The following is a 24,494-nucleotide window of genomic DNA, read 5'->3' on the forward strand; positions in this document are numbered from 1 at the left end:
TTCTTTTAAAACGTTGCACTTCTTATTTGAATCTAGGAGATAATAAAGCACACCATCTTACAATAAAGTAAAAGGATAATGGCATGAGCCAAGAGAAGGGTAACAACAGTTTTGACAACCATGATACAAATGAGCGTGCTGGCGATGATGCCAGTTTGGCAGCACTTGATATCAGTGCCACCAGTAGTATTGATGATGACATACTAGACACTTTTTATGATCGTAAGCACTTACAGTCTGTGATGATGGCAGCGTTGGATTATATCGATGAGCGCATTAAAGAAGGTCTAACGCTACCCTATTTTGTAGATATCGACCCTGAGCTATGGCAAGAAAAATCTAAAGTATTAGACATATACATTACCGATGAAATCGAGGGTCAGGCATTAAATTTGGAAGCACGCGGTAAGGATTATGCGACCAACATTTTATCTTATCCAAGTGATCTGCCAGCCGCAATTATTGAGCTGATGCCAACGCTACCTCTCGGTGAGCTGGTCATCTGTCATGGCGTCATAGTACGTGAGGCTGCAGAGCAAGAAAAGACAACCGCACAGCACATTAGCCATTTACTGATACATGGTGTGCTGCACTTATTGGGTTTTGATCATGAGCTTGGACAAGCCGAGCAAGATGAGATGGAACGGTTTGAAATTGAGGTTTTAGCCGGTCTCAGCCTTCCAAACCCTTATACTTAATTCATATTTTTTAGCGACTAGTCTTTGGTCATCGGTAGCTTTTGTGCTTGACTCATCTGATTAATCATCTGATCCAGTCCTTTAACATGGACATTACGCTGCGGGAATGGAATGTCGATTTTTTCATCATCTAAGGCGTATTTGAATTGCTCCAGCAAATCACACTGCATTGTCCACCAGTCAGCATTGGTTGTCCAAATATTTAGCGTCAAGTCTACCGAGTTATCACCCAAATTGGTGACGCGTACGATAGGTTCAGGGTCAGTAAAGGCCAACGGATTATTTTTTGCCAAATTCAGCATCACATTTTTGGCAGTTTTGATATCGGCATCATAGCCAATACCAACCGTGATATCGACACGGCGGTTGGGTAGCGCCGTATAGTTCGTCACGGCTGAAGTCGTAATATCACTATTTGGGATGATAATATCGTGATTGTTTATCGTCGTTAGGTGGGTATTGACCAAAGTGATTTCTGTTACGGTCCCTGTGTAGCTGCTGATTTGCACATAATCGCCGCGCACAAAGGGGCGAAACGTCACAATCATGATGCCAGCAGCAAAGTTAGACAACTGATCTTTTAGTGACAGACCAATGGCTACTGCAGCACCGCCCAATATAGCGACGACTGAGGTGGTCTGTACGCCAACCTTACTCAAGGCAGCCAACGCAACCACGACCAGTAGCACCCCATAAATTAGGCGACCTAAAAAGTTCGCAACGGTGTCATCTAAGCGACTACGCAACATCATTTTGTGAGCAACGGTAACTGCCTTTTTGGCAAGCCAGCGACCTACGACGAATATTAATATCGCTAGCGCAACTTTAATGACCAAGCTTAATGCGTTACTGGTTAAGTTGGCAACATCTATTGTAAAACCTAAAAATTCCATACTGACTCTTTATTTTATAGCGGTGTGTGGTATTCGTTTGTTATAAATATTGGTATCTTATCTGTTTGCAGCGTAGCTAACGCTCATCATCTATATATTGAATTCGCCCTAATAAGTAACATCCACTTTATCGCTGTAACGATAGGTACGTATCAAACGCAGCTCAACAATATCTTCCATGTCTTTGGTGAATTTACCAAAGGGCGCTGCTTGGCGTACTGATTGCTTTGCTGCTTCATCTAGTAATGTGGAGTTGGAGCTTTCAAGCAGACGTATGGCTTTAATATTACCATCACTACTGATGATGACCATAAGGCGCACTTCGCCCGTGATACCTTGAGCCCGTGCCTGCATGGGATAATGCAAATTCCCAATGCGTTCGACATGCTCACGGAAAGTATTAATATAATCAGCCGCGGCACCACGCGTCGTCGAGTTGCTATCGACCGTCACGACTTTTGATTTGGTTGCATAGACTTGCTGACGTTGAGACAGCTGTGTCTCTAAAGTAGCAATTTGTTTGCGCAGACGCTCTTCTTGCGCCATCATATCATCTTGTGCTTGCTTGCTATCATTATCAGACTCCACGCTCGCTTGACGCCAGCTTAAGGTGGTACGCAGATAGCTTTCTTGGTAATGCTGCTGGCGGACTTGACGCTGCAGGCTAATCACATCTTGCGTCTCACTTATTTGCTCAGCAGACAATGGGCTGATTTGGTCGTTCTCTTGTCTTAATTGCTCCTCCACTGTGCCGCCACCTTCTTGGGAAGCATTAGCAATAAAGTGAGCGTCTTCATTTGGCTGCATATTGTCAGTTAGCGCTTTTGCCACATCTTGCATCATTGCTGCAGGATCTTTGCCCATCGAAAAGCCAATACCAAAAATAATAATGGCGTGTACGGCCACAGCGATAACGATGGCCACCGGTAAACTAACATCCCGCTTAGGTGCTTGCGCGGAAAAATGATAGCTTTGTGAATCTTTGATATAGGCCACAATGGGTCTCAGCTTATGAATATGAGCTTATAAATACAAGACAGCAAGTAATAAGCGTTATGATAATGGGCAGGATTTATGCTGGCGCTATCATAACATGACATAGAATTCTGTCGCTAGCACAACCGTTGCCGACTCATTTTAATCCACTCACACATTATTTATCTCCTTTGGTCAATTTATTGACAAGCGGAACCAGCAAAAATGATATAACACTAATGCCGGTATGTCATCGCTAGACCGTATTTTGAACATATAAGCATTGCCAATTAAATGATTTGCGACAAAACCCATGTGTCCATTTTGAAGCCATCATATTTGTTATATACTGTTTTATAATTTTTGTGTCATTAGGGCAGGTTAAACAGGCGTAAATAGACAGAGCTGAAGGGCAGGTTAAACAGGCGTAAATAGACAGAGCTGATTTAGCAAAAACGCATGTAATGACCACTCGCCAGCTTTCATTAGAGAACAGTCTGTCTGTCATTTTTTAATCAGTCGCTCTTTATGCCATTGAGTCAGCTACCTCCCCTATAATTATAAGGATAATAAGTTTGAGTGATTTTGATAACAGGGATAATTCAGACAATTTTGATGAATTTTTTGAAAATATGGGCTATCGTTTCGACGAATCATTTAGCGATGGTTGGGAGCGCCTTACCCAATCAATCAAACAGATATATCATAGAACAACTGATAAATTCGAAGATGAGTTGTCGCTGCCAGTAGCACAGATCTATGTCAATGATGCGCTGCAGAAGTTCGTCACTGATAATGTAAAAGCCATCTTAGAGTTACGTGTTGAGATGCATGATGACTGGTTTCGCTTATACTGTACGGTCGACGCTGGTGGCATTTATGCAGAGGTGGCGAGTAATTTTAGTTTGATTCATGTACAGCTCGATCGTAACGTCCAGCGATTTGTCTTTGGTCAACAGACTTATACTGATGTGCTAAATCTACGTTGTGAGTCGTTTATTAAGCGCCAAGGTATCAAACTGTTTATTTGGTTTTATCACACTATTCTGAAAAAAGACCCTTTAGGCTTTATTCTCTCTTATATCAATATCGCCCGTGCAAAAGACGAGGTTATCTACCTTGATATCAATCGCTGGTTAAAAAAGAACAAAAAAATCATGAGCACTTTGCATAAAGTTCAAGTCAACTATGGCGAGCTTGAAGAAGAGCAAATGATTTTAAAAACTCAAATCAATTATCGTGATTTATTGGCTGCCAGCAGTAGCGAAGATATTATCGGCGATGATGATGAGCCTGAGCTGATGCAAGGCCCTATTAACCCAATAGATGATGCGACCGAGCCGAGTCAGGTATAAACCCCTCAGTATACAAATGACGTTTTTTACTTAGCAAAAAAGCGCTGACACTTAGAGACTATTATTGTCTTTTAGCGTCAGCGCTTTTTTATCAAGAAAATTTTCAATGGCTTCTAAAGCGTGCCGTCATCAATCATGCAACTACCAGTAATTTTCTACCGCAATATTGCCCTCGCCGCGACGATTCATCACCAAACCTAAAGTCTTGAGCGCTTCTTTGGTATCTTCCACCATGTCTGGATTGCCACATAACATGACGTGCGTGCTATCAACATCCAAGGCGATGCCCGCTCGCGCTTGCAGCGTACCATCTAGCAGCAGCTTGGGCAGACGCTCTGTCAGGGCGCCTTCGACAGGTTCACGGGTAACGATAGGAATAAAGATTAGTTTTGCAGGATTTTCAACCAAAGAACCAAAGTCTTCTTGCAAACTTTCAATCTTGTCGATATAGGCAAGCTCTTCTATCGAGCGCGCACTATAAGCCAAGATGATGTGCTCGTAATCTTCCCACGTCTGCAAATCTTGTAACATTGATAAAAATGGTGCCAAGCCCGTTCCAGTCGCGAGCAGCCATAAATCTTTTGGTAAAGGCTTTTGATAACGTGCTAACGTCAAAAAACCAAACGGCATGGTATTAAGCAGCAGCTCATCGCCCACTTCTAAATGCTGCAACTGCGACGTAAATGCGCCATCAGGAATTACGATAGAGAAGAACTCTAGCACCTCATCAAAAGGTGAAGAAACGATGGAATAAGCCCGAAAGATGTCTTCGTTTAGTTTTTCATTCTGTTCTTCATTAGCAATGGCATTACCTGCTGCACGCTGCTGTTTATAATATTTTAATTGACTGGGATTGACGCCCAAACGCACAAATTGACCCGCAGTAAACTTAAAGCTATCAGGACGGCTGACAGTGAAGCTAAATAGATTTGGCGTCCACGTGGTCTTACTAAGCACGGTTACTGCCTGAATATTATCACTCATAAGAATTATCGACTCACTTTTTAGTAATCATTATTTTTATCAAAACTTTGAACGACACACAATAAAAGATGCGCCAAGCTTATCATAAAGCTGGCGCATCTTGGGTTTCTGACCGTAATAACAGATAAGCAGCGGTATCAGTATACCCCTACTTACCCTTTTGCTATTTACCAAATACGTGCCAGACTTGCCCATTCAATCATGCTGTTTGGCAAAATACCAAAGAAGATAATCATCGCAGTTACCGCAATAACCATAATCCCGCCAGTACGCATCGCCCATTGGCTAGAAACGTCAAACTCAATGAACTGTTTAGGACGTTTAAAGAGGGTGAGCATCACACGTAAATAATAGAATAAGCCGATCGCACTACCCAAGATAATCATCGCTGCCAAGAACCAGTTGGTTCCTTGTACCGCTGCCAATATCGCAAATAGCTTGGTAATAAAGCCAGCCGTCAACGGAATGCCTGCCAATGACAACATCATAATAGTCATAACTGCAGTCAATACGGGACGACGCCAAAACAGACCTTGATAGTGAGTCAACTCATCAGCCTCACCAGATAAACGATAAGGGCTCGACATCAAGGTTACAACGCCAAAGGCACCGATAGAGGTTAATGCATAAACCGCCATATACATACTAGAGATACTATCCGCTGCCGCGCCGATACTGACGATGACAATCAACACATAACCCATATGGGCAATGGATGAATAACCCAATAGGCGTTTGAGGCTGGTTTGACGTACTGCTAATAAGTTACCGACTAAGATAGATAAAGTTGCCATGACCATTAACAGCATTTGCACCGATGGTAAGGCCAATAAAGACGTATCGATTAAGAAACGAACCGCCAAGCCCATCATAGCTACTTTTGATACCGATGCTAAAAAGGTAGCGATTGGTGCTGGAGCGCCTTCGTAAACATCTGGTGTCCACATATGAAACGGCGCAGCAGAGAGTTTGAAGGCGATACCAAACATCATCATCGCCGCACCAAGTATCAGTAGTGGCGACTCAAAAACATCACCTAATACCATACTGATTGGCTTAAAGGCGAGCGAGCCTACTTCGGCGTAGATAAATGCCATACCCATGAGCAATGTCGCCGATGCCGTCGCTGACAGCACCAAGTATTTCAGACCCGATTCGAGCGAGCGGTTGCGCATATAGGTATATGACAGCATGCCGTATAGCGGTATAGACAGCATCTCTAAGCTCATAAAGAATGACGCTAAATGCTGAGCACTGACCATCAGTAAAGCACCAATCGTCGATAGCAACATGAGCAAATATAGCTCTTCTTTATTATCCTTGAGGTTGGCTAAATACGCATAAGAGAGCGTACAGCAAGCCAATGCACAGATAAAAATAATCACCATATTAAACTGAGCAAAGTTATCAATAACGAATAACTGCTCAGCATTTGGCACGAGAGTACCGCTATTCACCATACCTGTCATTTGCCCAATGAGGGTAAACAGACCAATATTTAAGCCGACGACCGTTATCGTACCAGTCACCATATGTGAGCGTTTAATTGCGATGGCAATCATGACCACCAATACCGTAATAACAACGGCAATGATTGGCGCATAAGGCAACAATCCCATCAAATCATTCATCGTAATATCATTCATGACTTAACGTGCCTCCATTGCATCAAGCAGTTGCGACGCATCTACTTGTGTGACTTGACTGTATATATATGCATTATTGATCCACTGCATCGCATGACTTGAAGTATCAAGGAACGGCTGTGGATATAGACCAAGCCATACTAAGCCTGCAGCGAGCATCAATAACAATGACAGCTCACGCTTGCCCAAGTCTTTTAATGGACGCGTAGGCAAACCATGTGCTTTGGTTTCTTGCATGGCGACTGCTTCGATATTGTTTTTGCCAAATAGTGCACGGTGAATCAAAATAAGCGAGTATAGCCCTGCTAGTACCAGACTGAATGTTGCAAAGACCACAAACACTGGATACTGAGCAAAGGCACCAAATAAAATCATGAACTCGCCGATGAAGTTACCTGTCCCCGGAATACCGAGCAATGCCGCACAGAAGAACATCAGTATCGGTGCGTAGTAACGGAACTGACCCCACATACCACCCATCAAGGTTAAATCACGCGTATGTAGACGCTCATATAACTGCCCTGCCATGATGAATAGCGCTGCTGAGCTTAAACCATGCGCTAACATCTGAATCATCAGACCTTGCAAGCTGAGTAAGGTTCCAGCATAAATTGCTAATACCACAAAGCCCATGTGCGAAATACTGGTATAAGCGAGCAAACGCTTCATATCGGTCTGCATAAAGGCTAGCCATGCACCGTAGAAGATACCAATGGTACCCAAGGTCATCGCAATCGGCGCAAAATCTTGTGATGCTGCTGGAAATAATGGCAAGACAAAACGAATCAAGCCATAAGCGGCGGTTTTAATCAAAACCCCTGCCAAATCCACCGAACCTGCCGTTGGTGCTTGCGCATGCGCATCTGGCAACCAGCCGTGGAACGGAATAATGGGCAACTTAACGGCAAAGCCAATAAAGAAGCACAACATGATCGGATATTCCCAGCCGCCAAGTGACGTACCGAGTAAATCATTATAGTTAAAGCTCACCACCCCTTTTTGAGCGTAGCTGATAATGACCAATATCAAAATACCGACCAGCATAATAAGCCCAGACGCTTGAGTATAAATAAAGAACTTAGTCGCTGCGTATTCCTTGGTTTTGCCAACCACATCATGACCCCAAATAGCGATCAAGAAGTAGATAGGAACCAGCATCATCTCCCAAAAGAAGAAGAACAAGAACAGATCAATGGCTAAGAACACACCAATGACGCCGCCCAAGCTCCACAAAAGGTTGAGATGGAAAAAGCCGACTCGACGCTGAATCTCATTCCACGAACAAGCCACTGCAGCAATACCAAGCAACCCTGTTAACGCCACCATCATCAGTGACAAGCCATCCATCGCTAAATGGAAGCTAATGCCAAAGCTCGGTATCCATGGCACACTAAATTCAGCGACCCAAGGCACAGCAGCGTCTGGCGCAATGACTTGTTTACTCATGCCACTAAAGTCACCGTATTGCCACAGCACTAGCGACAATACAAAGGTCAACGTCATACCGATTAGAGCAATCCATCGCGGCAGACGTTTATTAAAGCGCTCGACCAACCAACATAACAACCCAGCAATAAAGGGAATTGCAATTAATACTGGTAGCATCCACGTTTGTTGTAACTCAATCATCTTATACCACCGTCATCATTACCAGCACTAGTAATACAGCCATGCCCAAGCCAAAGCTTGCAGCGTAACCTCGAAGTGACCCAGTTTGCGTCGCAGACAATACCTTATTACCAGCAGATGCCAGCTTAGGTAAGACGAGCCACGCTTTATCGATAGGGTCGGCTTTAAATAAGCGGCCGATGAACAAAAAGGGTTTTACAAAAATTATATCGTATAGCGCATCAAAACCTAGACCATGATAACACCAGTGATATAGCGCCCCACCAACACGTGAGCGCTTAAAGCGGGTGAGCATGCGACCTTTATCCACCACATATAATAGCGCCGCTATTATTAGACCAGCCAGCATCGCACCCATGGCGATAAACTCAGCCGTATGCTTACCATGCGCTTGACCAGCGACTTCCAATAAATGCCCAACACTCTCTGGCAAGACGCCTTGTAATGGCGGAGTGATAAATGCACCCACTGCCGTTGATAATACGAGCAATACACTAAGTGGCAGCCAATACGACACACCAGATAACTTATGCGCGTGCGTCTTTTCTTCACCAAAGAAGATAATCCAAATCATACGGAAAGTATAAAGTGCGGTTAAGAAAGCACCGAATACACCCATATAGAATAAGACCATATGACCGGTGGCATAACTCTCCCAAAGAATCGCTTCTTTAGAATAAAAGCCAACGGTAACCCAAGGTATCGCTGCCAATGCACCGCCACCGACGATATAACACCAGAATACCAACGGTATCTTTTTACGTAGACCGCCCATCTTAAAGATGTTTTGCTCATGGTGTACCGCAAGAATGACTGCACCTGATGATAAGAATAACAAGGCTTTAAAGAAAGCATGGGTCATCAGATGGAAGATTGCGCCTTGCCACGCGCCAACGCCGAGTGCTAAGAACATATAGCCAATTTGGCTCATGGTTGAGTATGCAAGAATACGTTTGATGTCGGTTTGTGCCAGTGCACAGAATCCAGCAACAACTAAGGTCAACGCCCCTACGCCGCCGACCCAATATAATAAAATACCAGGCGTCAGCTCAAACAATGGATGTAAGCGCGCAATTAAATAAACCCCTGCCGTGACCATCGTTGCCGCGTGAATAAGCGCTGATACTGGCGTCGGACCTGCCATCGCATCAGCAAGCCATGTATGTAGTGGTAGTTGCGCTGATTTACCCATTGCGCCGCCAACCAACATCATGGTGGTCAACATCATCGTTGGATTGTTGATATCGAATACTTCTGGCGCGCGCGTAATAATCTCTTGAATATTAAGCGTGCCGAATTCACGGAATAATAAAAACAAACCAAACGCTAAGAATACATCACCCACGCGCGTCACCGTAAAGGCTTTCATCGCTGCAAGACCATTGGCGCGGTCATGGTAATAAAAACCGATCAGTAAGTACGAACAGATACCAACGCCTTCCCAGCCAAGATAAAGCAAGAACAAGTTATCTGCCAAGACTAGCAATAACATGCTGGCGACGAACAAGTTCATATAGCTAAAGAAGCGGGCAAATCCAGTGTCGCCTTTCATATACCAAGCGGCAAAGAGATGGATTAAAAAGCCAATCCCAGTGATGACACCCGTCATCGTCAGTGCCAAACCATCAAAGCTCAGACCGAAACTTGGGGCAAAATCCCCGACTTGGAACCATGTCCAAAGCGGAATCTCTATGACCGTTCCTGCTGGATTATTGGTTAAAAAAGTATAACTAACGATTAGCGTGCATAGTGCTGATAACAGCATACTACCGACACCGACAATCGCTGCCACCTGCTCTGTTAGCTTGTCGCGCATAAAGGCCAAAATCAAAAAGCCAACGAGCGGGAATATAAAGGTTAATGGTAATAAACTCATGACATCATCCTTTCATCTCATTGGCGCTATCGACATCGAGATGCCCACGCTGATGATAAAACCGCAATAATATTGCCAAACCAATGGCGGCCTCTGCTGCTGCCAAGGTCAAAATAAAGATAAACATAATCTGTCCATCTGGATCGACCCAACGACTACCTGCCACCACAAATGCTAATGCTGTTGCATTCATCATGATCTCAAGGCTCATTAGCGTAAATAGGAAATTACGTCGTACCATGACGCCGCACAGACCAATGGCAAATAAGATACCTGCCAAAATCAGTCCATGGCTCATGGGTATCATGCCCAGTACATTCTGCGCCTCAGCAACTGGCTGTACTAAGCCTGCTACCTCGTGGGCAAACGGCACGTTTGACACATCTTGTGCCACGCTCGCTGCTAGTACCATTAGTCTGACTCCTTGCGCGTGACTTTATTCACACCCAGCTGCGTACCTGCATTCATACTTACATAGTCATGCGGGTCAACATCTTTATATTCGTAAGGTTCTGCCATTTTCGCCGCGTCAGCATCTATAGGCATGCCGTGATTATCGTAGTGTTTGATACTTGCGACATTAGCATTAGATGCTTGACTATCATTACTGTGGTTTGCATTAACAGTAACCTCATCAGCGATAGACTCTTTACCCAAATGATAAGCGGCGACTAAGGCTGCCAATAGTAGCAATGCAGCCACTTCTATCAACATCACATATTTAGTAAATAGCACCGTACCCACTGCTTTGGCAGATATTGTCGAGCCACCAATCATTGCCGCTTCGTCATGACCCATACCAATCATCGCATACAGCACAACCGCGATAATAATCGTCAATCCTGTCGGTAGCGCCCAAGTGCCCGCATCAAGCCAGCGCTCTTCACGCTCATCATTGCTCATACCTAAGTTCAGCATCATGATGACAAAAACAAACAGCACCATAATGGCGCCGGCATAGACGACAATCTCTAACGCACCAGCAAATGGCGCGCCTAGTACAAAAAATATCCCTGCGATTGCCAGTAATGACACAATCATCGATAAGATAGCATGCACTGGATTGGCTTGAGTCACGACGCGCAGACTGGCAAATATGGCCACTGCTGCAAGCGAATAAAATCCAGCCAGTTCAGGATGGTTCAAAATATTCATCATGGTAGCAAGCTCCTTAGATCAATCGGTGCAGCTTCGTTTTGTGCTGCGCCTTTTGGTTTGTCCGCTACCGCCATACCCGTCACACGATAATAGTTATAATCAGGATATTTACCCGGCCCTGAAATGAGCAAATGCTCTTTTTCATAGACCAAATCTTGGCGCTTATATTCACCCAACTCAAAGTCAGGCGTCATTTGAATGGCTGTCGTTGGACACGCCTCTTCACACAATCCACAAAAAATACAGCGCGAAAAGTTAATTCGAAAGAACTCTGGATACCAACGACCGTCTTCACGTTCCGCTTTTTGTAAGGAGATACACCCTACCGGGCATGCCACCGCACACAAGTTACAAGCCACACAGCGCTCGTCTCCATCAGGGTCACGCGTTAGAACAATACGTCCACGAAAACGCGGCGGCACAGGTACCGGCACCTCAGGATAAAGGATGGTGTCACGCGGTCTGAGCGCATGACTATTGACCATCCACATGCTGCGGACAATGGTAAATAGTCCAATGACGGTCTTTTTTATGGTAGTAAACATGGGATTATTATCCTTATCAGCTTTACCCTAGTTCATCAATGATGGCTAGTGATGACTACAACGTTGGGGAAAAGATCAAAATGACCGCAGCAGTAACCAACAGATTAATCAGCGTTACTGGCAGACAAACTTTCCAGCCAAAGTTCATCACTTGATCATAACGCGGACGCATGAGTGAGCCTCGAGCCAAAATAAACATGGTCATAAAGAACAGCGTTTTAATCATGAACCAAAAAGCTGGTGGAATAAATGGAATATCTAAATTAAAAGGTGCAAGCCAACCACCAAAGAATAAGCACGTCATCAAGGCAGAAATCAGTACAACGTTGACATATTCTCCGATAAAGAACATACCGAATTTCATGCCAGAATATTCAACATGATAGCCTTCAGCCAGCTCTTGCTCTGCTTCTGGCTGATCAAATGGATGTCTGTGCGTTACTGCCACGCCAGCTACCACAAATGTCAAAAAGCCAAAAAACTGCGGAATGATATACCAGCCGTCGATTTGCGCCTCAACAATGGCGCGCAAGTTAAATGAGCCTGTCAATGCGACTACGCCCATCAGTGATAAGCCCAAGAAGACTTCATAACTGATCGTTTGTGCAGCAGAGCGCAAACCACCCAGTAGCGAGAATTTGTTAGCAGAGGCCCAACCACCGAACATCACTGCATAGACGGCAATACCTGCCATCGCAAAGAAGAACAGAATACCGATATCCCAATCAGCCACGCCAAGCGTCGGCGAGATAGGAATAATGGCAAATGAGGCCAATGCGGTAAACATAGCGACCGCAGGTGCCAACGTAAACATAAACTTATCGGTAAAGTTTGGTGTCCAATCTTCTTTAAAGAAGATTTTGAGCATATCCGCGACTAGTTGCAACGAACCAAAGGGTCCGACGCGGTTTGGACCGTAACGATCCTGCCACAAAGCTAGCATACGGCGCTCATAGACAATCATCATAGCGGCAACCATAACCACGACCAAGAAGATGACCAGTGATTGCCCGACCATAAATAAAATGGACCAAGCATCAAAGCTCATGCTACCAGCCAAGAAGCTTGGCACATCAGGGATAATACGGGTAACTTGCATATTACACCTCCTGTGTGGTGGTCGGTGCTGTGTTCATTTGCGCAGCATCGTTATTGTTCATCATATCGTTAGCCATGCTACCCATCATCGTCACTGGTGCATCCACTTTGCGAACCGACGCTGGCATTGATGGATGAATAATACTCACCTGCCCAACTGGGTAACCGATACAGCCTTCTGCCAAATAACCGACAATCTGTACTGGCAAGGTGATTTGTTGCTTATCGATTTCAATCGCTAAGTAATCGCCATTAGCGATGTTCCAGTCCTTAGCATCATCCATCCCGATACGCCATGCAGCAACAGGCAGTTGCTCCGCAACCACTGGGCTACGTGACGCCATCATAGAGCTGGCATAAATATTATGGATAGGCACCAGTTTCGCTTGACCTTGCTGCAAGTCAGTTGTATTCGAAGACATCGCTTCTGGCGCCACATATTGACGAGTAGCTAGGCGCTCTAGCTGATCGAACAAACGCACACCTGGATCACCATTTTTCAGATGACCACCGACTTTGTCTTGGTATTTGTTCCATGCTTGCGGTGAGTTCCAACCTGCCGCATTGGCAAAAGGAATCATCGAGCTTGGCGTTTCTTTACCGCTATAACCTTCCATTGAGAAAGTTAGACCAGTGTCCAAATCTTTTGGCTGCATTGGCTCGTGCACTGAGATTGGCGCACGCATAGCAGTACGACCTGAATAACGACGCGGTTGACGCGCGATTTTCAGACCCGTTATACGGTAATCAGCATCAGGCGCAGCGCCTTTGATACCTGCAAGTTTAGGATGCGTGGCGATCAATGCATTGATAACGTCATCTAGCTGCGTCCAATCAACATCACGACCCTCGATGCTGCTATGCACTGCATGTAACCAGCGCCAGCCCTCTTTAATACTGCTCATTGGATGGTAGTATTCGTTGTCGTAAACTTGGAAGAAACGCTGTGCACGACCTTCAGCCGATATCAACGTACCGTCTGCTTCTGCAAAGCTTGCCGCAGGTAACACAATATCGACGTCTTTATGCCAATCAAGCAACTGATGATCTAGCGCAATGACGGTTTTGTCGGCTAATAGTTGAGTCAACTTACTGGCATCAATGGCATCAGTCAGCTGATTTTCAGCGACAATCACCACATCGAAATCAGTCGCCAGTAGCTCTTCGACTGATTGACCGCCAAGCATGCAAACACCCATGCTATTGGCATCGGTAACCGTTAGGTAAATACCTGCTTGTGCCTGATATTTATTATTTACTTCTTTCAGTTCAAGTTTTTTAGCAGGAGCGCGTTCTACATTGTCTTGCGTTTCTGTATCAACACCAGTTTCAGGTTTGTTTGGTTTAGCGGATAGCTCTTTATCTTCTATTTGCGCTTGCTCATCACGGACTTGAGCATTATACGTGTCCACTTGCTGCTGTTCAGTCGATTTAATGGCTGAGCGTTTTTGGGTCAATGCTTGAGTAATCTGCGCCGCTGCTTCGATCAATGCGGTAGAAGATAAGCTACTACCCGAGATAACCAATGGCTTGTCCGCTTGAATCAAGTCATAAGCAATTTGCTTCGCTAATGCTTGCATACCGTCAGTCTCAGTACTGGCATTAGTACTAGTAGCAGTATCGACATCTTGCTCAGCTGCTTGTGGATCTGCGATTTCTGATAAATCATCAGCGAAATTGGTAATCTCATCAGCGACTTTAAAGCCAAGTTTAGTGATGTCTTCAGGCGTTGCAACCACACTCACTTTACTGATGTCTTCTAGCTTAGTTTGCACCACGTCGATGACATAAACTGGGCTTAACGCATCTTGAGCAATACGTTTAACCGGTTCTGCAAGCCAAGACTGCGTTTGCAATGCCGCTGCCATTTTCAGGCCTTCGTTTTTTGCGGCTTGACGTACTGACAGCGCGACACGTGATGAGGTTTGAGTGATATCTTCACCCAATACCAATACCGCATCATAACTTTCGATATCAGTCATGCTTGGGTTATAAATGCCATCAGTACTCAATACTTCGATGCATTTATTAACCAATGCTTGCTGCTGATGATTGAGACCTGTTGAAAACTTATCAAAGCCAACGAGGTTTTTTAGTGCAAAGTTGGTTTCTAAACTGGCACGCGGTGAGCCAATACCGATGACTTTTTTGTCTTTGATACGCTTAATAGTTTCATCGAGTGCGTAGTCAATATTGATTTTGACATGCTTATCGTTGATACGCTCAAGCGCTTGCGTTGGGCGATCGTCACGATTGACATAGCCATAACCAAAGCGGCCACGATCACATAAGAAATAGCGGTTTACTTCACCGTTATAGCGGTTTTCAATACGGCGTAATTCACCATAACGCTCACCCGGTGAGATGTTACAACCTGCTGAGCAACCATGACAGATGCTTGGCGCATACTGCATGTCCCATTTACGGTTGTAGCGCTCAGAGTGCGTTTTATCGGTAAAGACACCCGTTGGGCATACTTCCGTTAAGTTGCCTGAGAATTCGCTTTCGAACTGACCATCTTTGTCACGGCCAAAATAAACACGGTTGTTTGAGCCATAAACACCCAAATCTTCGCCGCCTGCATAGTCTTTATAAAAACGGACACAGCGATAGCAAGCGATACAGCGGTTCATCTCATGCGCGATGAATGGGCCAAGCTCTTGGTTATGATGCGTGCGTTTGGTAAAGCGATAACGACGACGGCTATGACCTGACATATACGTCATATCTTGCAAATGGCAATGTCCGCCCTCTTCACAGGTTGGACAATCATGTGGATGGTTGGTCATCAGTAGCTCAACCATCGACTTGCGAAACGCTTTGGCTTCATCGTCAGTGACAGAGATATACATGTCATCGCCAGGAGCGACCATACATGACATCACAAGACGGCCGCGACCTGCTTCCATATCTTCTTTGTTTTGGAATTGCTTGACCGCGCACTGGCGGCACGACCCTACTGAGCCAAGGGCTGGATGATAACAAAAATACGGCACATCAATGCCGAGTGATAAGCAGGCTTGTAGCAAGTTATCTGCGCTATCTACTTCGACAGTGGTTCCATCGATATGTATGACTGCCATGCCGCTCTCCTTATTTCACTTCTGGCTGTTGATTGGCTGCCGCATCAATGACATCGACACCAACCGCCTGCGCGATTTTTTGATCAAACTCTGGACGGAAATATTTAATCGCACTCATCAGTGGTTCCATCGCACCCGGCGCATGTGCACAGAAAGTTTTACCAATCCATAAGTCACGCGTAAGGCCCTCTAGTTTTTCTACATCGCCCACTTGCCCTTCGCCATCGTTGATAGCGGTAAGCAATTTGACACCCCAAGGCAGACCGTCACGGCATGGCGTACACCAACCGCAGGATTCGCGTTGGAAGAAAATCTCGAGATTACGAACGAGTGGCACCATATCTTGTGCTTCATCCACCACCATAATTAGCCCAGTACCCATACGGCTACCTGCTTTTTGAATGGTGTCAAAATCCACCACCACATCTAAATGTTCAGTGGTTAAAAAGTCAGTAGAGGCACCGCCCGGTAGCCAAGCTTTCAGTGTTTTGCCTGCTTGCATACCACCCGCTAAATCTTCAATGATTTCGCGTGCCGTATAACCAAACGGTAACTCCCACAGACCTGGGTCATTGACTAAACCTGAGCAGCCAAACAGTTTGGTACCCGGTGTCTGGCTCTTGCCTTTGATGTTAGATAATGACTGATACCATTCAACACCATGGTTTAGGATGGCTGGCATGTTACACAAGGTTTCAACGTTGTTGACAACGGTTGGACGACCCCATGCACCAGAAATTTGTGGAAACGGTGGTTTGGTACGTGGATTAGCACGGCGACCTTCTAAGCAATTAATCAATGCGGTTTCTTCACCGCAAATATAACGTCCAGCGCCAGTATGCACATGCAGATTAAAACTAAAATCTGAGCCTAAAATATTCTTGCCCATGAGATTGTTAGCCAAGCATTCTTCGATGGCAGTGACCAGACGCTGGGCGGCTAAGATATATTCACCACGGATAAAGATATACCCGTCAGTTGCACCAATCGCATGAGCGGTAATCAACATACCTTCAATCAGCTGAAACGGTAGGCGCTCCATTAATAGACGGTCTTTAAAGGTGCCCGGCTCCATTTCATCTGCATTACAGATGAGATAACGTGGTAGACCATCTGGCGGTGACATAAATGTCCACTTGAGACCAGCATTGAAACCTGCACCGCCGCGACCTCTGACGTTGGCAGCTTTAATCATGTCACCGACTGCTTTAGGCGATTGACCCAAAGCTTGCTTTAAGCCATCAAAGCCTTTTAAAGACTCATAGGTGGTCAAATCTAGTACGGCATCATGATGTGCTAGACGCCATGTTAATGGTTTGGTTTCGCTAGTCGCTGTGGCTTTATCGCCATAAATTGGAATGCGCTGCTCATTAAGCTGGCTAGGTGCTTTGCCTTGACTACGTTGAGCAATCTGCTCTGAAAGCGTTAATCTCATGCGTATAGCTCCAATAATTGCGTGACTTCTTCAGGCTGAACAGGACCATACGTGTCTTCGTCAATCAACACAGCAGGGCCTTTGTCACAGTTACCTAAGCAGCAAATTGGCAATAGCGTAAAACGACCATCAGCCGTTGTCTGACCATACTCAATACCCAGCTGCGATCTGATTTCAGACGATAACGCCTCATAGCCTGTCAAAAAACAAGCCACTGAATCACAGATAAGGATGACGTGGCGACCGACAGGCTGACGATAAATACGGTTAAAGAAAGTAGCAACCCCGTCCATATCTGACATCGGAATGTCTAGAATATTGGCAATGGCATTCACTTGTGCGTCATCGACCCAGCCGTTGCGCTTTTGCACAATCTTTAGCGCATCGAGCGAAGCAGCACGTGCTTGTGGGTAATGGTGCATAAACTCATGAATAGCCGCAATTTCCTCGCTAGTGAGAATGCTTGCCACATCTACTTTTGGCATTTTGTCGGAAACAATTTTCATAGTCTTCTATCTGTCCTCACTCATCACGCTTTATCAGCTAATAGCGACAGTCTTATAAGTGTCGCTATATGGCAAGATATCAGCATTTTGGTGTGCCATTTGGCAATGATATATTGATAAACGTATTTCTTTAATAACGATAATTTTCTGATCAAAGCATTAGACTAAAGTGCTAGCGATCACAGTACTAACGATCACAGTCAGCCATTACAATATCAATCGATGCCAAATACATGATGGCATCAGAGACGAGCGAGCCATTAATCACCGATGGCATCTGCTGCAAATGCGCAAATGTCGGCGTACGAATACGGGTACGATAGCTCATCGTTGCCTTATCTGAGGTGATGTAATAGCTGTTCAAACCTTTGGTCGCTTCTACAATCGTCGTACACTCGCCCGCTGGCATCACCGGACCCCAAGATACTGAGATAAAGTGATTAATCAAGGTTTCAATATCGTTTAAGGTACGGTCTTTTGGCGGTGGTACCGCTAGTGGATGATCGGCTTTGTAAGGGCCTTGTGGCATGTTATCCATGCACTGGCGAATAATACGTAGCGACTGACGCATCTCTTCGACTTTGACCATACAGCGATCATAAGCGTCACCGTTATAACCGACTGGCACTTCAAAATCGTAATTTTCATAGCCCATGTATGGACGTGCTTTACGCAAATCAAAGTCAACGCCTGTCGCGCGCAGACCAGCGCCCGTCACGCCCCAAGCAAGTGCTTGCTTAGCATTATATTGTGCAACACCTTGGGTACGACCTTTGAGCACGCTATTTTGCAATGCCGCTTTGACATATTCGTCCAAGCGTTTTGGCATCCAATCCAAGAACTCACGAACCAGACGCTGCCAGCCACGTGGTAGATCAGCAGCAGTACCGCCGATACGGAACCAAGCGGGATGCATACGATAGCCAGTCACGGCTTCGATGACGTCATAGGCTTTTTGGCGATCGGTAAACATATAGAATACCGGGGTCATGCCGCCCGCATCCTGAATAAACGTACCGACGAACAGTAAGTTATTGGTAATACGGAAAAACTCGCTCATCATCACGCGAATGGTCTCAGCGCGCGGTGGAATCGTAATCCCAGCCAGCTTTTCGACCGACATGATGTACGGCAGCTCATTCATCACACCACCGAGATAATCGATACGGTCGGTATACGGAATAAATGAGTGCCAAGTTTGACGCTCAGCCATCTTCTCTGCGCCGCGATGGTGATAGCCGATATCAGGGATACAATCGACAACTTCTTCACCATCAAGCTGCAGCACAAGTCTAAAAGCACCGTGAGCAGAGGGATGGTTAGGACCGATGTTCAAGAACATAAAGTCTTCATCACGACCTGAGCGTTTCATGCCCCATTCTTCTGGGACAAAACGCAAGTTTTCTTGCTCGTATTGTTGCTTGGCGGTGTTCAAGAAATACGGAGTAAATTCAGTCGCACGCGCATGATACTCTTTGCGCAATGGATGACCTTCCCAGTATTTTGGCAATAAGATACGGGTCAAATGCGGATGACCGGTAAAGACAATACCGAACATGTCCCACACTTCACGTTCATACCAGTTGGCATTTGGCCAAATATTGGTGGCGCTCGGCACATTGACATCGTCTTCACTCAGCGCGACTTTAATACGCACATCACTATTACGCTCAAGCGACATTAGGTGATAAAACACCGTAAAGTCACTGTCAGGCAACCCTTGGCGATGTTGGCGTAAGCGCTCATCTATCGCTGACAAGTCAAATAGCATGACGTATGGCTGGGGTAATTTACGCAGGTATAGAAGAATATCCAGCAAATCAGCACGTGCCACCCAAACCGTTGGAATCTCATCCACAGTGTGCTGCACGACAAACTTACCGGCATACTTCTGCTCCAGCTCGGTGATAACCGCTGGAATAGGCTTAATATTAGGATCTATGTTTTCAACTACCGTGACCATGAATGATGTATTCCTTCATTAATAATCATTGAGCTATGTTGAGCCTAACCGAGCTATGTTAATCATAACTGAACCATGTTAATCATAACTGAACTACGCTAAACATAAGCGAACTACGATGAATATATGCGTACTGAGCACTTTTACGGATTGTGTATGATTGAGCCAAACTAAAACATGATATAGCCAAATAATTTATGCCTAATATGCTGTTTCTCACATGCAGCTTGGCTACAGGCTCGCTGATTAAATACTGTCTGGGCTACGCAAGTTTTTCACAGCGATACGATCTGCTTGCTTACGGTCACGCTCAGGCGTCATTTGTGGCTGATAGATACCCTGATCATTGACATGAATACCTAGCGGGCGACGCTCTTTAGTAATCGACTCTTGCAGCAACATTAAGCCTTGGATCAACGCTTCTGGACGCGGCGGACAACCGGGCACATAGACATCAACAGGAATAATTTTATCCACGCCTTGCACGACCGAATAGATATCATACATACCGCCCGAATTGGCACAGGCACCCATCGAGATAACCCATTTTGGCTCAAGCATTTGCTCATAAAGGCGCTGAATGACCGGTGCCATTTTAACAAAGCAAGTACCAGCAACGATCATCACGTCTGCCTGACGGGGCGACGCGCGAATAACTTCGGCACCAAAACGTGACAAATCATGAACGGCAGTTAGGGTGGTGGCATATTCGACATAACAGCAAGAGGTACCAAAGTTAAATGGCCACAGTGAGTGCTTGCGCCCCCAGTTTGCTGTTGAATGGACGAGGTCTTCGAGACGACCCATAAAGACGTTTTTATTCACTTCGTCTTCGATTGGATCATTGACCGTTTGACTGGTCTGTGCAGGATAGACATCTGCATCAGGGTTGGCTTTTGTTAATGTGTATTTCATAACATACAACCTTTATATTAGGCGAAGCGCAGCAATCATCTTGCTTCCGCTATCGCCTGAACTTCTATTATTAATAGGCGACCATTTTACAGTAACGTGCCACAAGACAGTCAAAAGCGATTAGCATTTGACTTTGTCTTGTTGCGCAGGTGTGGCAAAATCCATGGAAGTCACATTACCAGTAGTATTAATATGATCGATATTTTGCAAATGACGACGGTTGGTCTCGATATTGTTCGAGACATTAATCTGCCCTGAAGACTGGGCTGGTATCTTGCCAGTTGGATCGACCATCAGCTCATCGACGCCATCAAACTGCGTAATATCTGCCAAATTAAAACCTGCCGGAGCTGCATATAGACGTGGTTGCTTGCGGCGCTTGTCCGATGGTGCCCAATTCATCGCACCCAGACTGAGCTCGTATACCAAGCCTATAATCAAGATGGTAATGAATATCGCGGCAGCGGCAAAGCCTAGCCAGCCTGCTTCACGTACTGAAACGGCATAAGCGTACAAATATAGTGCTTCTAAATCAAAGATAACGAAGAAGATTGCCACCAAATAGAATTTGGCAGACAAACGAATACGGGCGTTGCCAGCTCCGACAACACCCGCTTCAAATACTTCTTCTTTTTGTGAGCCCTGAGAGCGACCGCCAAGCAAACGCGGCACAACCAGCATAAAGACCACTAGCCCAATGGCGGCTAAGATAAAAGCAATGGCTGACCAATTAAAAGCAGACATGATAATACGTGCTCCTCACCCAATCGAGTGTCAAGCGCAGCGCGCATACTCACAAACTATAGAGTGGTAATAGCGACTGGCATAACGCAGACGAAAACACAAAGTAACTGCCATTGGGTCTTAATAACTCAATGGCTCATATAGATACTGTGCTGGTAATAACCAATTATCAAGCTTATTGACGACGATGTCAGACATGACCAACTATAGATACTCCGATATATAACGGAGAAAGGCTGGTCGCCTAACGCATCTTCTAACAACGTAAGATCAACGTATTAAATCAATATCATATTCGATAGTTTATTTAATTGATTTAATAGCTCATTACACGTGGTCAACAATGACGAGACAACTGGCATAAATTATTTACGTACTATACGCATATCAGTGCCTAAAAGCTAGTTTTTAACTGTATTGAACGGTCACTTTATAGGTGAAAGAAACATGTTTTTTTTACCATGAATTATGATATAGACGTTACCTTATATTAAGCCCAAATCCACATTTTTGAATGGACGCTAGTATATATAGTATAAGTCACGAAAAATTAACGCTTTTTTACTGGGTGCCGATCCTTGAACTCCTCCCCAATGTGACGGTTTTTGCTTTATAATAACCCGCCTAATTGCATGCTAGTATCAGCGGCTGTTTTAACGATGGCTCTCTTGATTAATTGTCACAAAATATTAATGGTCATGAGCGTGATTAGCGGATAGGTTGATTAACCTTATCGACGCTATGTTTTGATATCGATATGATGCAACAAGCTATAATGCTATGTTGCCGTCTTGCGCTATCGATCTGCCTCATACGTGCCGTTTTTATCTCACTGAGCAACGCTTGATATCAACACTCGCCTTTTTTGCTTTCTTTTTGCTTTTGTCTTACAGGTCACCTTATGAGTCAACTTAATCCCAAACAACAAGAAGCGATGCTCTACGTATCCGGTCCATTGCTTGTGCTAGCAGGTGCCGGCTCCGGTAAGACATCGGTGATTACCCGCAAGATTGCGTATCTAATCGAAGAATGCAACATGCCAGCCGAGCGCATTACCGCAGTGACCTTTACCAATAAAGCGGCGCGCGAGATGAAAGCCCGTGTCAGTAAATTGCTGCCGAGTGAAAAAACTCGCGGGCTGACGGTGTCTACCTTTCACCAATTTGGGCTACAGTTTTTGCGTTATGAGCTGATTCATACCCCGCTCAAAGGTAACTTCTCCATCATGGACAGCGACGACAGTAAGCGTTTACTGATGGAGCTGATGATGCGTGACAATTTAAGCGGCGCTGAAAGTCGTGAATTGGTCGGTAAAGCCATTAAAATGATTTCTGACTGGAAAAACGATCTGATTGAACCTGATAAGGCGATGGAAACCTTAGACGATCCAGAAGACATGATCTTCGCGACCTTGTATGCATTATACGAGCGCAATCTGCGTGCTTATAACGCCGTTGATTTCGATGATTTGATTGTCCTGCCAACCAAGATATTACGTGAAAACAGAGAGCTGCGTGATAAATGGCAAAACCGTATTCGTTACTTGCTCGTCGATGAATATCAAGATACCAACACCGCCCAGTATGAGATGATTAAATACTTAGTCGGACCGCAAGGGCGTTTTACCGTCGTGGGCGATGACGATCAATCAATCTATGCGTGGCGCGGTGCAAAACCTGAAAACATGGCGCTACTCAAAGAAGATTTCCCAAAACTCAAAATCGTCATGCTTGAGCAAAACTATCGCTCGACCACGCGTATTTTGACCTCTGCCAATGCCGTTATTACCAATAACGAGCATTTATTTGAAAAGAAACTCTGGTCAGATAAAGGTCAAGGTGAAAAAATTCGTATTATTAACTGCCGCAATGATGATGATGAGTCTGAGCGTGTGGCAAAAGAGATTGTCACTCATAAACTGCGTTTCGGTAATGAGTGGGAGCAATATGCCGTTCTTTATCGCAGTAACTTTCAGGCGCGCATGCTAGAAGCGCAGTTGCGTCAACTGCAAGTGCCTTATAAATTATCGGGTGGTCAGTCGTTCTTTGCGCGTAGTGAAATTAAAGACATCATGGGCTATCTGCGTTTGATTCTGAACCCTGAAGACGACAGTGCGTTTTTACGTATTATCAATACGCCTAAGCGTGGAATGGGGCCAGCAACGCTAGAGAAGTTAGGCTTATTTTCACAAGAGCATAGCATCTCGCTACTCGCTTCTTGTACACACGCAGGGCTCGCGCATGTTTTACCGTCGAAGGCTTATGGTACGATAAAAGAGTTCGGTGAATTTATTGAACATTATACGCGTGAGCTGGATCAGCATCCTGACCCTGTACCTATCGTCCGCCAAATGATTGATGAAACGGGTTATATCGACTTTGTGCGTAGCGACGCCAAAACCCCGCAACAAGAAAAAAACCGTATCGATAATATTGATATGCTCTACACTAGTATTCAATCACTGATTAATCGGGCCGAAGAAGACGAAGATCGCACCATTGATACCATCATTCGTAAGCTGGTGTTGCTGGATATGCTCGAGCAACAGCAAGAAGAAGAAAACACCAACAAGGTTAACTTGATGACCTTGCATGCAGCAAAAGGTTTGGAATTTGATTTTGTGTATATCATGGGTCTTGAGGAAGAAATGCTACCGCACCGCAACTCTATCCTAAGCGAGACGGTCGAAGAAGAACGGCGCTTGATGTATGTCGGCATTACTCGTGCGCGTCGAGAGCTGACATTGACGTTAGCGACTCAGCGCCGTGCGGGCGGTCAGATGCGTGTCACTTCTGAATCGCGCTTCTTAGATGAGTTACCAGAAGAGCATATCGACTGGCCAGCCAAGGCGAAAAAGAAAAAAGCGACTAAAGACCCAGAAGCCGTTGCTGATGAATACTTGGCTAATATTCGCGCTTTATTGGGTAATCGTTAGCGTTAGGCTCAACGCTTGATAGCATCAGCAGTTAGCGACATGAGAAATTAGCACTT

Annotated in this window: 19 protein-coding genes; 3 read left to right on the top strand and 16 right to left on the bottom strand. The window is 45.1% G+C overall.

Annotated elements, in window-relative coordinates; genetic code table 11:
* Positions 1-83: 83 nt before the first annotated feature.
* Positions 84-698: an rRNA maturation RNase YbeY gene (gene ybeY / locus INT03_RS00385; protein WP_193007131.1), complete on the top strand. Its 615-nt coding sequence runs from the start codon at positions 84-86 to the stop codon at positions 696-698.
* Between the two features lie 17 nt (positions 699-715).
* Here the strand turns inward: ybeY and INT03_RS00390 are convergent, their stop codons facing one another.
* The gene (locus INT03_RS00390; RefSeq protein WP_045451667.1) at positions 716-1,591 is read right to left on the bottom strand and encodes a mechanosensitive ion channel family protein; all 876 of its coding nucleotides are present in this window, start codon (positions 1,589-1,591) and stop codon (positions 716-718) included.
* A 108-nt stretch (positions 1,592-1,699) separates the two neighbouring features.
* Positions 1,700-2,587: an energy transducer TonB gene (locus INT03_RS00395; protein WP_060490580.1), complete on the bottom strand. Its 888-nt coding sequence runs from the start codon at positions 2,585-2,587 to the stop codon at positions 1,700-1,702.
* Between the two features lie 554 nt (positions 2,588-3,141).
* Between INT03_RS00395 and INT03_RS00400 the strand changes: the two genes are divergently transcribed.
* Positions 3,142-3,921 carry a hypothetical protein gene (locus INT03_RS00400; RefSeq protein WP_193007132.1) on the top strand — a complete coding sequence of 260 codons (780 nt, stop codon included), beginning with the start codon at positions 3,142-3,144 and terminating at the stop codon, positions 3,919-3,921.
* 141 nt (positions 3,922-4,062) lie between these two features.
* Here INT03_RS00400 and INT03_RS00405 read toward each other — a convergent pair whose 3' ends face one another.
* The 14 genes from INT03_RS00405 to ndhC all read right to left on the bottom strand — a co-directional run bounded on the left by INT03_RS00405 (position 4,063) and on the right by ndhC (position 21,503).
* Positions 4,063-4,905: a ferredoxin--NADP reductase gene (locus INT03_RS00405; RefSeq protein WP_193007133.1), complete on the bottom strand. Its 843-nt coding sequence runs from the start codon at positions 4,903-4,905 to the stop codon at positions 4,063-4,065.
* A 167-nt stretch (positions 4,906-5,072) separates the two neighbouring features.
* Positions 5,073-6,551 carry an NADH-quinone oxidoreductase subunit NuoN gene (nuoN, locus tag INT03_RS00410; protein ID WP_193007134.1) on the bottom strand — a complete coding sequence of 493 codons (1,479 nt, stop codon included), beginning with the start codon at positions 6,549-6,551 and terminating at the stop codon, positions 5,073-5,075.
* A 3-nt stretch (positions 6,552-6,554) separates the two neighbouring features.
* Positions 6,555-8,180 (bottom strand): NADH-quinone oxidoreductase subunit M, encoded by a 1,626-nt coding sequence (gene nuoM / locus INT03_RS00415; protein WP_193007135.1) that lies wholly within the window; start codon positions 8,178-8,180, stop codon positions 6,555-6,557.
* Between the two features lies 1 nt (position 8,181).
* A complete protein-coding gene (gene nuoL, locus INT03_RS00420) occupies positions 8,182-10,056 on the bottom strand; it encodes an NADH-quinone oxidoreductase subunit L (protein ID WP_193007136.1) in 1,875 nt (624 codons plus the stop codon).
* Positions 10,057-10,060: 4 nt separating this feature from the next.
* Positions 10,061-10,369 (bottom strand): NADH-quinone oxidoreductase subunit NuoK, encoded by a 309-nt coding sequence (nuoK, locus tag INT03_RS00425; RefSeq protein ID WP_193007158.1) that lies wholly within the window; start codon positions 10,367-10,369, stop codon positions 10,061-10,063.
* 98 nt (positions 10,370-10,467) lie between these two features.
* Positions 10,468-11,214 carry an NADH-quinone oxidoreductase subunit J gene (gene nuoJ / locus INT03_RS00430; protein WP_193007137.1) on the bottom strand — a complete coding sequence of 249 codons (747 nt, stop codon included), beginning with the start codon at positions 11,212-11,214 and terminating at the stop codon, positions 10,468-10,470.
* A complete protein-coding gene (gene nuoI / locus INT03_RS00435; protein ID WP_045444743.1) occupies positions 11,211-11,759 on the bottom strand; it encodes an NADH-quinone oxidoreductase subunit NuoI in 549 nt (182 codons plus the stop codon). Before nuoI ends, nuoJ begins: the two co-directional genes overlap by 4 nt.
* A gap of 55 nt (positions 11,760-11,814) precedes the next feature.
* Positions 11,815-12,807: an NADH-quinone oxidoreductase subunit NuoH gene (gene nuoH, locus INT03_RS00440; RefSeq protein WP_045445151.1), complete on the bottom strand. Its 993-nt coding sequence runs from the start codon at positions 12,805-12,807 to the stop codon at positions 11,815-11,817.
* 52 nt (positions 12,808-12,859) lie between these two features.
* Positions 12,860-15,940: an NADH-quinone oxidoreductase subunit NuoG gene (gene nuoG, locus INT03_RS00445; protein WP_193007138.1), complete on the bottom strand. Its 3,081-nt coding sequence runs from the start codon at positions 15,938-15,940 to the stop codon at positions 12,860-12,862.
* Positions 15,941-15,950: 10 nt separating this feature from the next.
* Positions 15,951-17,375 carry an NADH-quinone oxidoreductase subunit NuoF gene (nuoF, locus tag INT03_RS00450; protein WP_193007139.1) on the bottom strand — a complete coding sequence of 475 codons (1,425 nt, stop codon included), beginning with the start codon at positions 17,373-17,375 and terminating at the stop codon, positions 15,951-15,953.
* On the bottom strand, positions 17,372-17,881 hold the full coding sequence (gene nuoE / locus INT03_RS00455; protein WP_109592522.1) for an NADH-quinone oxidoreductase subunit NuoE: 510 nt from the start codon (positions 17,879-17,881) through the stop codon (positions 17,372-17,374). The genes nuoF and nuoE overlap by 4 nt, the downstream gene beginning before the upstream one ends.
* Positions 17,882-18,068: 187 nt before the next feature.
* On the bottom strand, positions 18,069-19,844 hold the full coding sequence (gene nuoC, locus INT03_RS00460) for an NADH-quinone oxidoreductase subunit C/D (protein ID WP_055124533.1): 1,776 nt from the start codon (positions 19,842-19,844) through the stop codon (positions 18,069-18,071).
* A gap of 246 nt (positions 19,845-20,090) precedes the next feature.
* The gene (locus INT03_RS00465; protein ID WP_025653094.1) at positions 20,091-20,759 is read right to left on the bottom strand and encodes a NuoB/complex I 20 kDa subunit family protein; all 669 of its coding nucleotides are present in this window, start codon (positions 20,757-20,759) and stop codon (positions 20,091-20,093) included.
* Between the two features lie 120 nt (positions 20,760-20,879).
* A complete protein-coding gene (gene ndhC, locus INT03_RS00470; protein ID WP_193007140.1) occupies positions 20,880-21,503 on the bottom strand; it encodes an NADH-quinone oxidoreductase subunit A in 624 nt (207 codons plus the stop codon).
* 901 nt (positions 21,504-22,404) lie between these two features.
* Between ndhC and INT03_RS00475 the strand changes: the two genes are divergently transcribed.
* Positions 22,405-24,438, top strand: a complete 2,034-nt coding sequence (locus INT03_RS00475; protein WP_060490569.1) for a UvrD-helicase domain-containing protein — start codon at positions 22,405-22,407, stop codon at positions 24,436-24,438.
* Positions 24,439-24,494 lie beyond the last annotated feature (56 nt).

This window comes from Psychrobacter sp. PG1 (assembly GCF_014897815.1).
In the GTDB taxonomy this organism is placed as follows: domain Bacteria; phylum Pseudomonadota; class Gammaproteobacteria; order Pseudomonadales; family Moraxellaceae; genus Psychrobacter.

Excerpts from the sequence above, each read along its gene's own strand:
- nuoE (WP_109592522.1), bottom strand. The coding sequence starts at position 17,881 with ATGAAAATTGTTTCCGACAAAATGCCAAAAGTAGATGTGGCAAGCATT.
- ndhC (WP_193007140.1), bottom strand. The coding sequence starts at position 21,503 with ATGTCTGCTTTTAATTGGTCAGCCATTGCTTTTATCTTAGCCGCCATT.
- nuoL (WP_193007136.1), bottom strand. The coding sequence starts at position 10,056 with ATGAGTTTATTACCATTAACCTTTATATTCCCGCTCGTTGGCTTTTTG.
- nuoC (WP_055124533.1), bottom strand. The coding sequence starts at position 19,844 with ATGGTCACGGTAGTTGAAAACATAGATCCTAATATTAAGCCTATTCCA.
- nuoN (WP_193007134.1), bottom strand. The coding sequence starts at position 6,551 with ATGAATGATATTACGATGAATGATTTGATGGGATTGTTGCCTTATGCG.
- INT03_RS00405 (WP_193007133.1), bottom strand. The coding sequence starts at position 4,905 with ATGAGTGATAATATTCAGGCAGTAACCGTGCTTAGTAAGACCACGTGG.
- nuoF (WP_193007139.1), bottom strand. The coding sequence starts at position 17,375 with ATGAGATTAACGCTTTCAGAGCAGATTGCTCAACGTAGTCAAGGCAAA.
- nuoH (WP_045445151.1), bottom strand. The coding sequence starts at position 12,807 with ATGAGCTTTGATGCTTGGTCCATTTTATTTATGGTCGGGCAATCACTG.
- nuoI (WP_045444743.1), bottom strand. The coding sequence starts at position 11,759 with ATGTTTACTACCATAAAAAAGACCGTCATTGGACTATTTACCATTGTC.
- nuoM (WP_193007135.1), bottom strand. The coding sequence starts at position 8,180 with ATGATTGAGTTACAACAAACGTGGATGCTACCAGTATTAATTGCAATT.
- INT03_RS00465 (WP_025653094.1), bottom strand. The coding sequence starts at position 20,759 with ATGAAATACACATTAACAAAAGCCAACCCTGATGCAGATGTCTATCCT.
- nuoG (WP_193007138.1), bottom strand. The coding sequence starts at position 15,940 with ATGGCAGTCATACATATCGATGGAACCACTGTCGAAGTAGATAGCGCA.
- ybeY (WP_193007131.1), top strand. The coding sequence starts at position 84 with ATGAGCCAAGAGAAGGGTAACAACAGTTTTGACAACCATGATACAAAT.
- nuoJ (WP_193007137.1), bottom strand. The coding sequence starts at position 11,214 with ATGATGAATATTTTGAACCATCCTGAACTGGCTGGATTTTATTCGCTT.
- INT03_RS00390 (WP_045451667.1), bottom strand. The coding sequence starts at position 1,591 with ATGGAATTTTTAGGTTTTACAATAGATGTTGCCAACTTAACCAGTAAC.
- INT03_RS00475 (WP_060490569.1), top strand. The coding sequence starts at position 22,405 with ATGAGTCAACTTAATCCCAAACAACAAGAAGCGATGCTCTACGTATCC.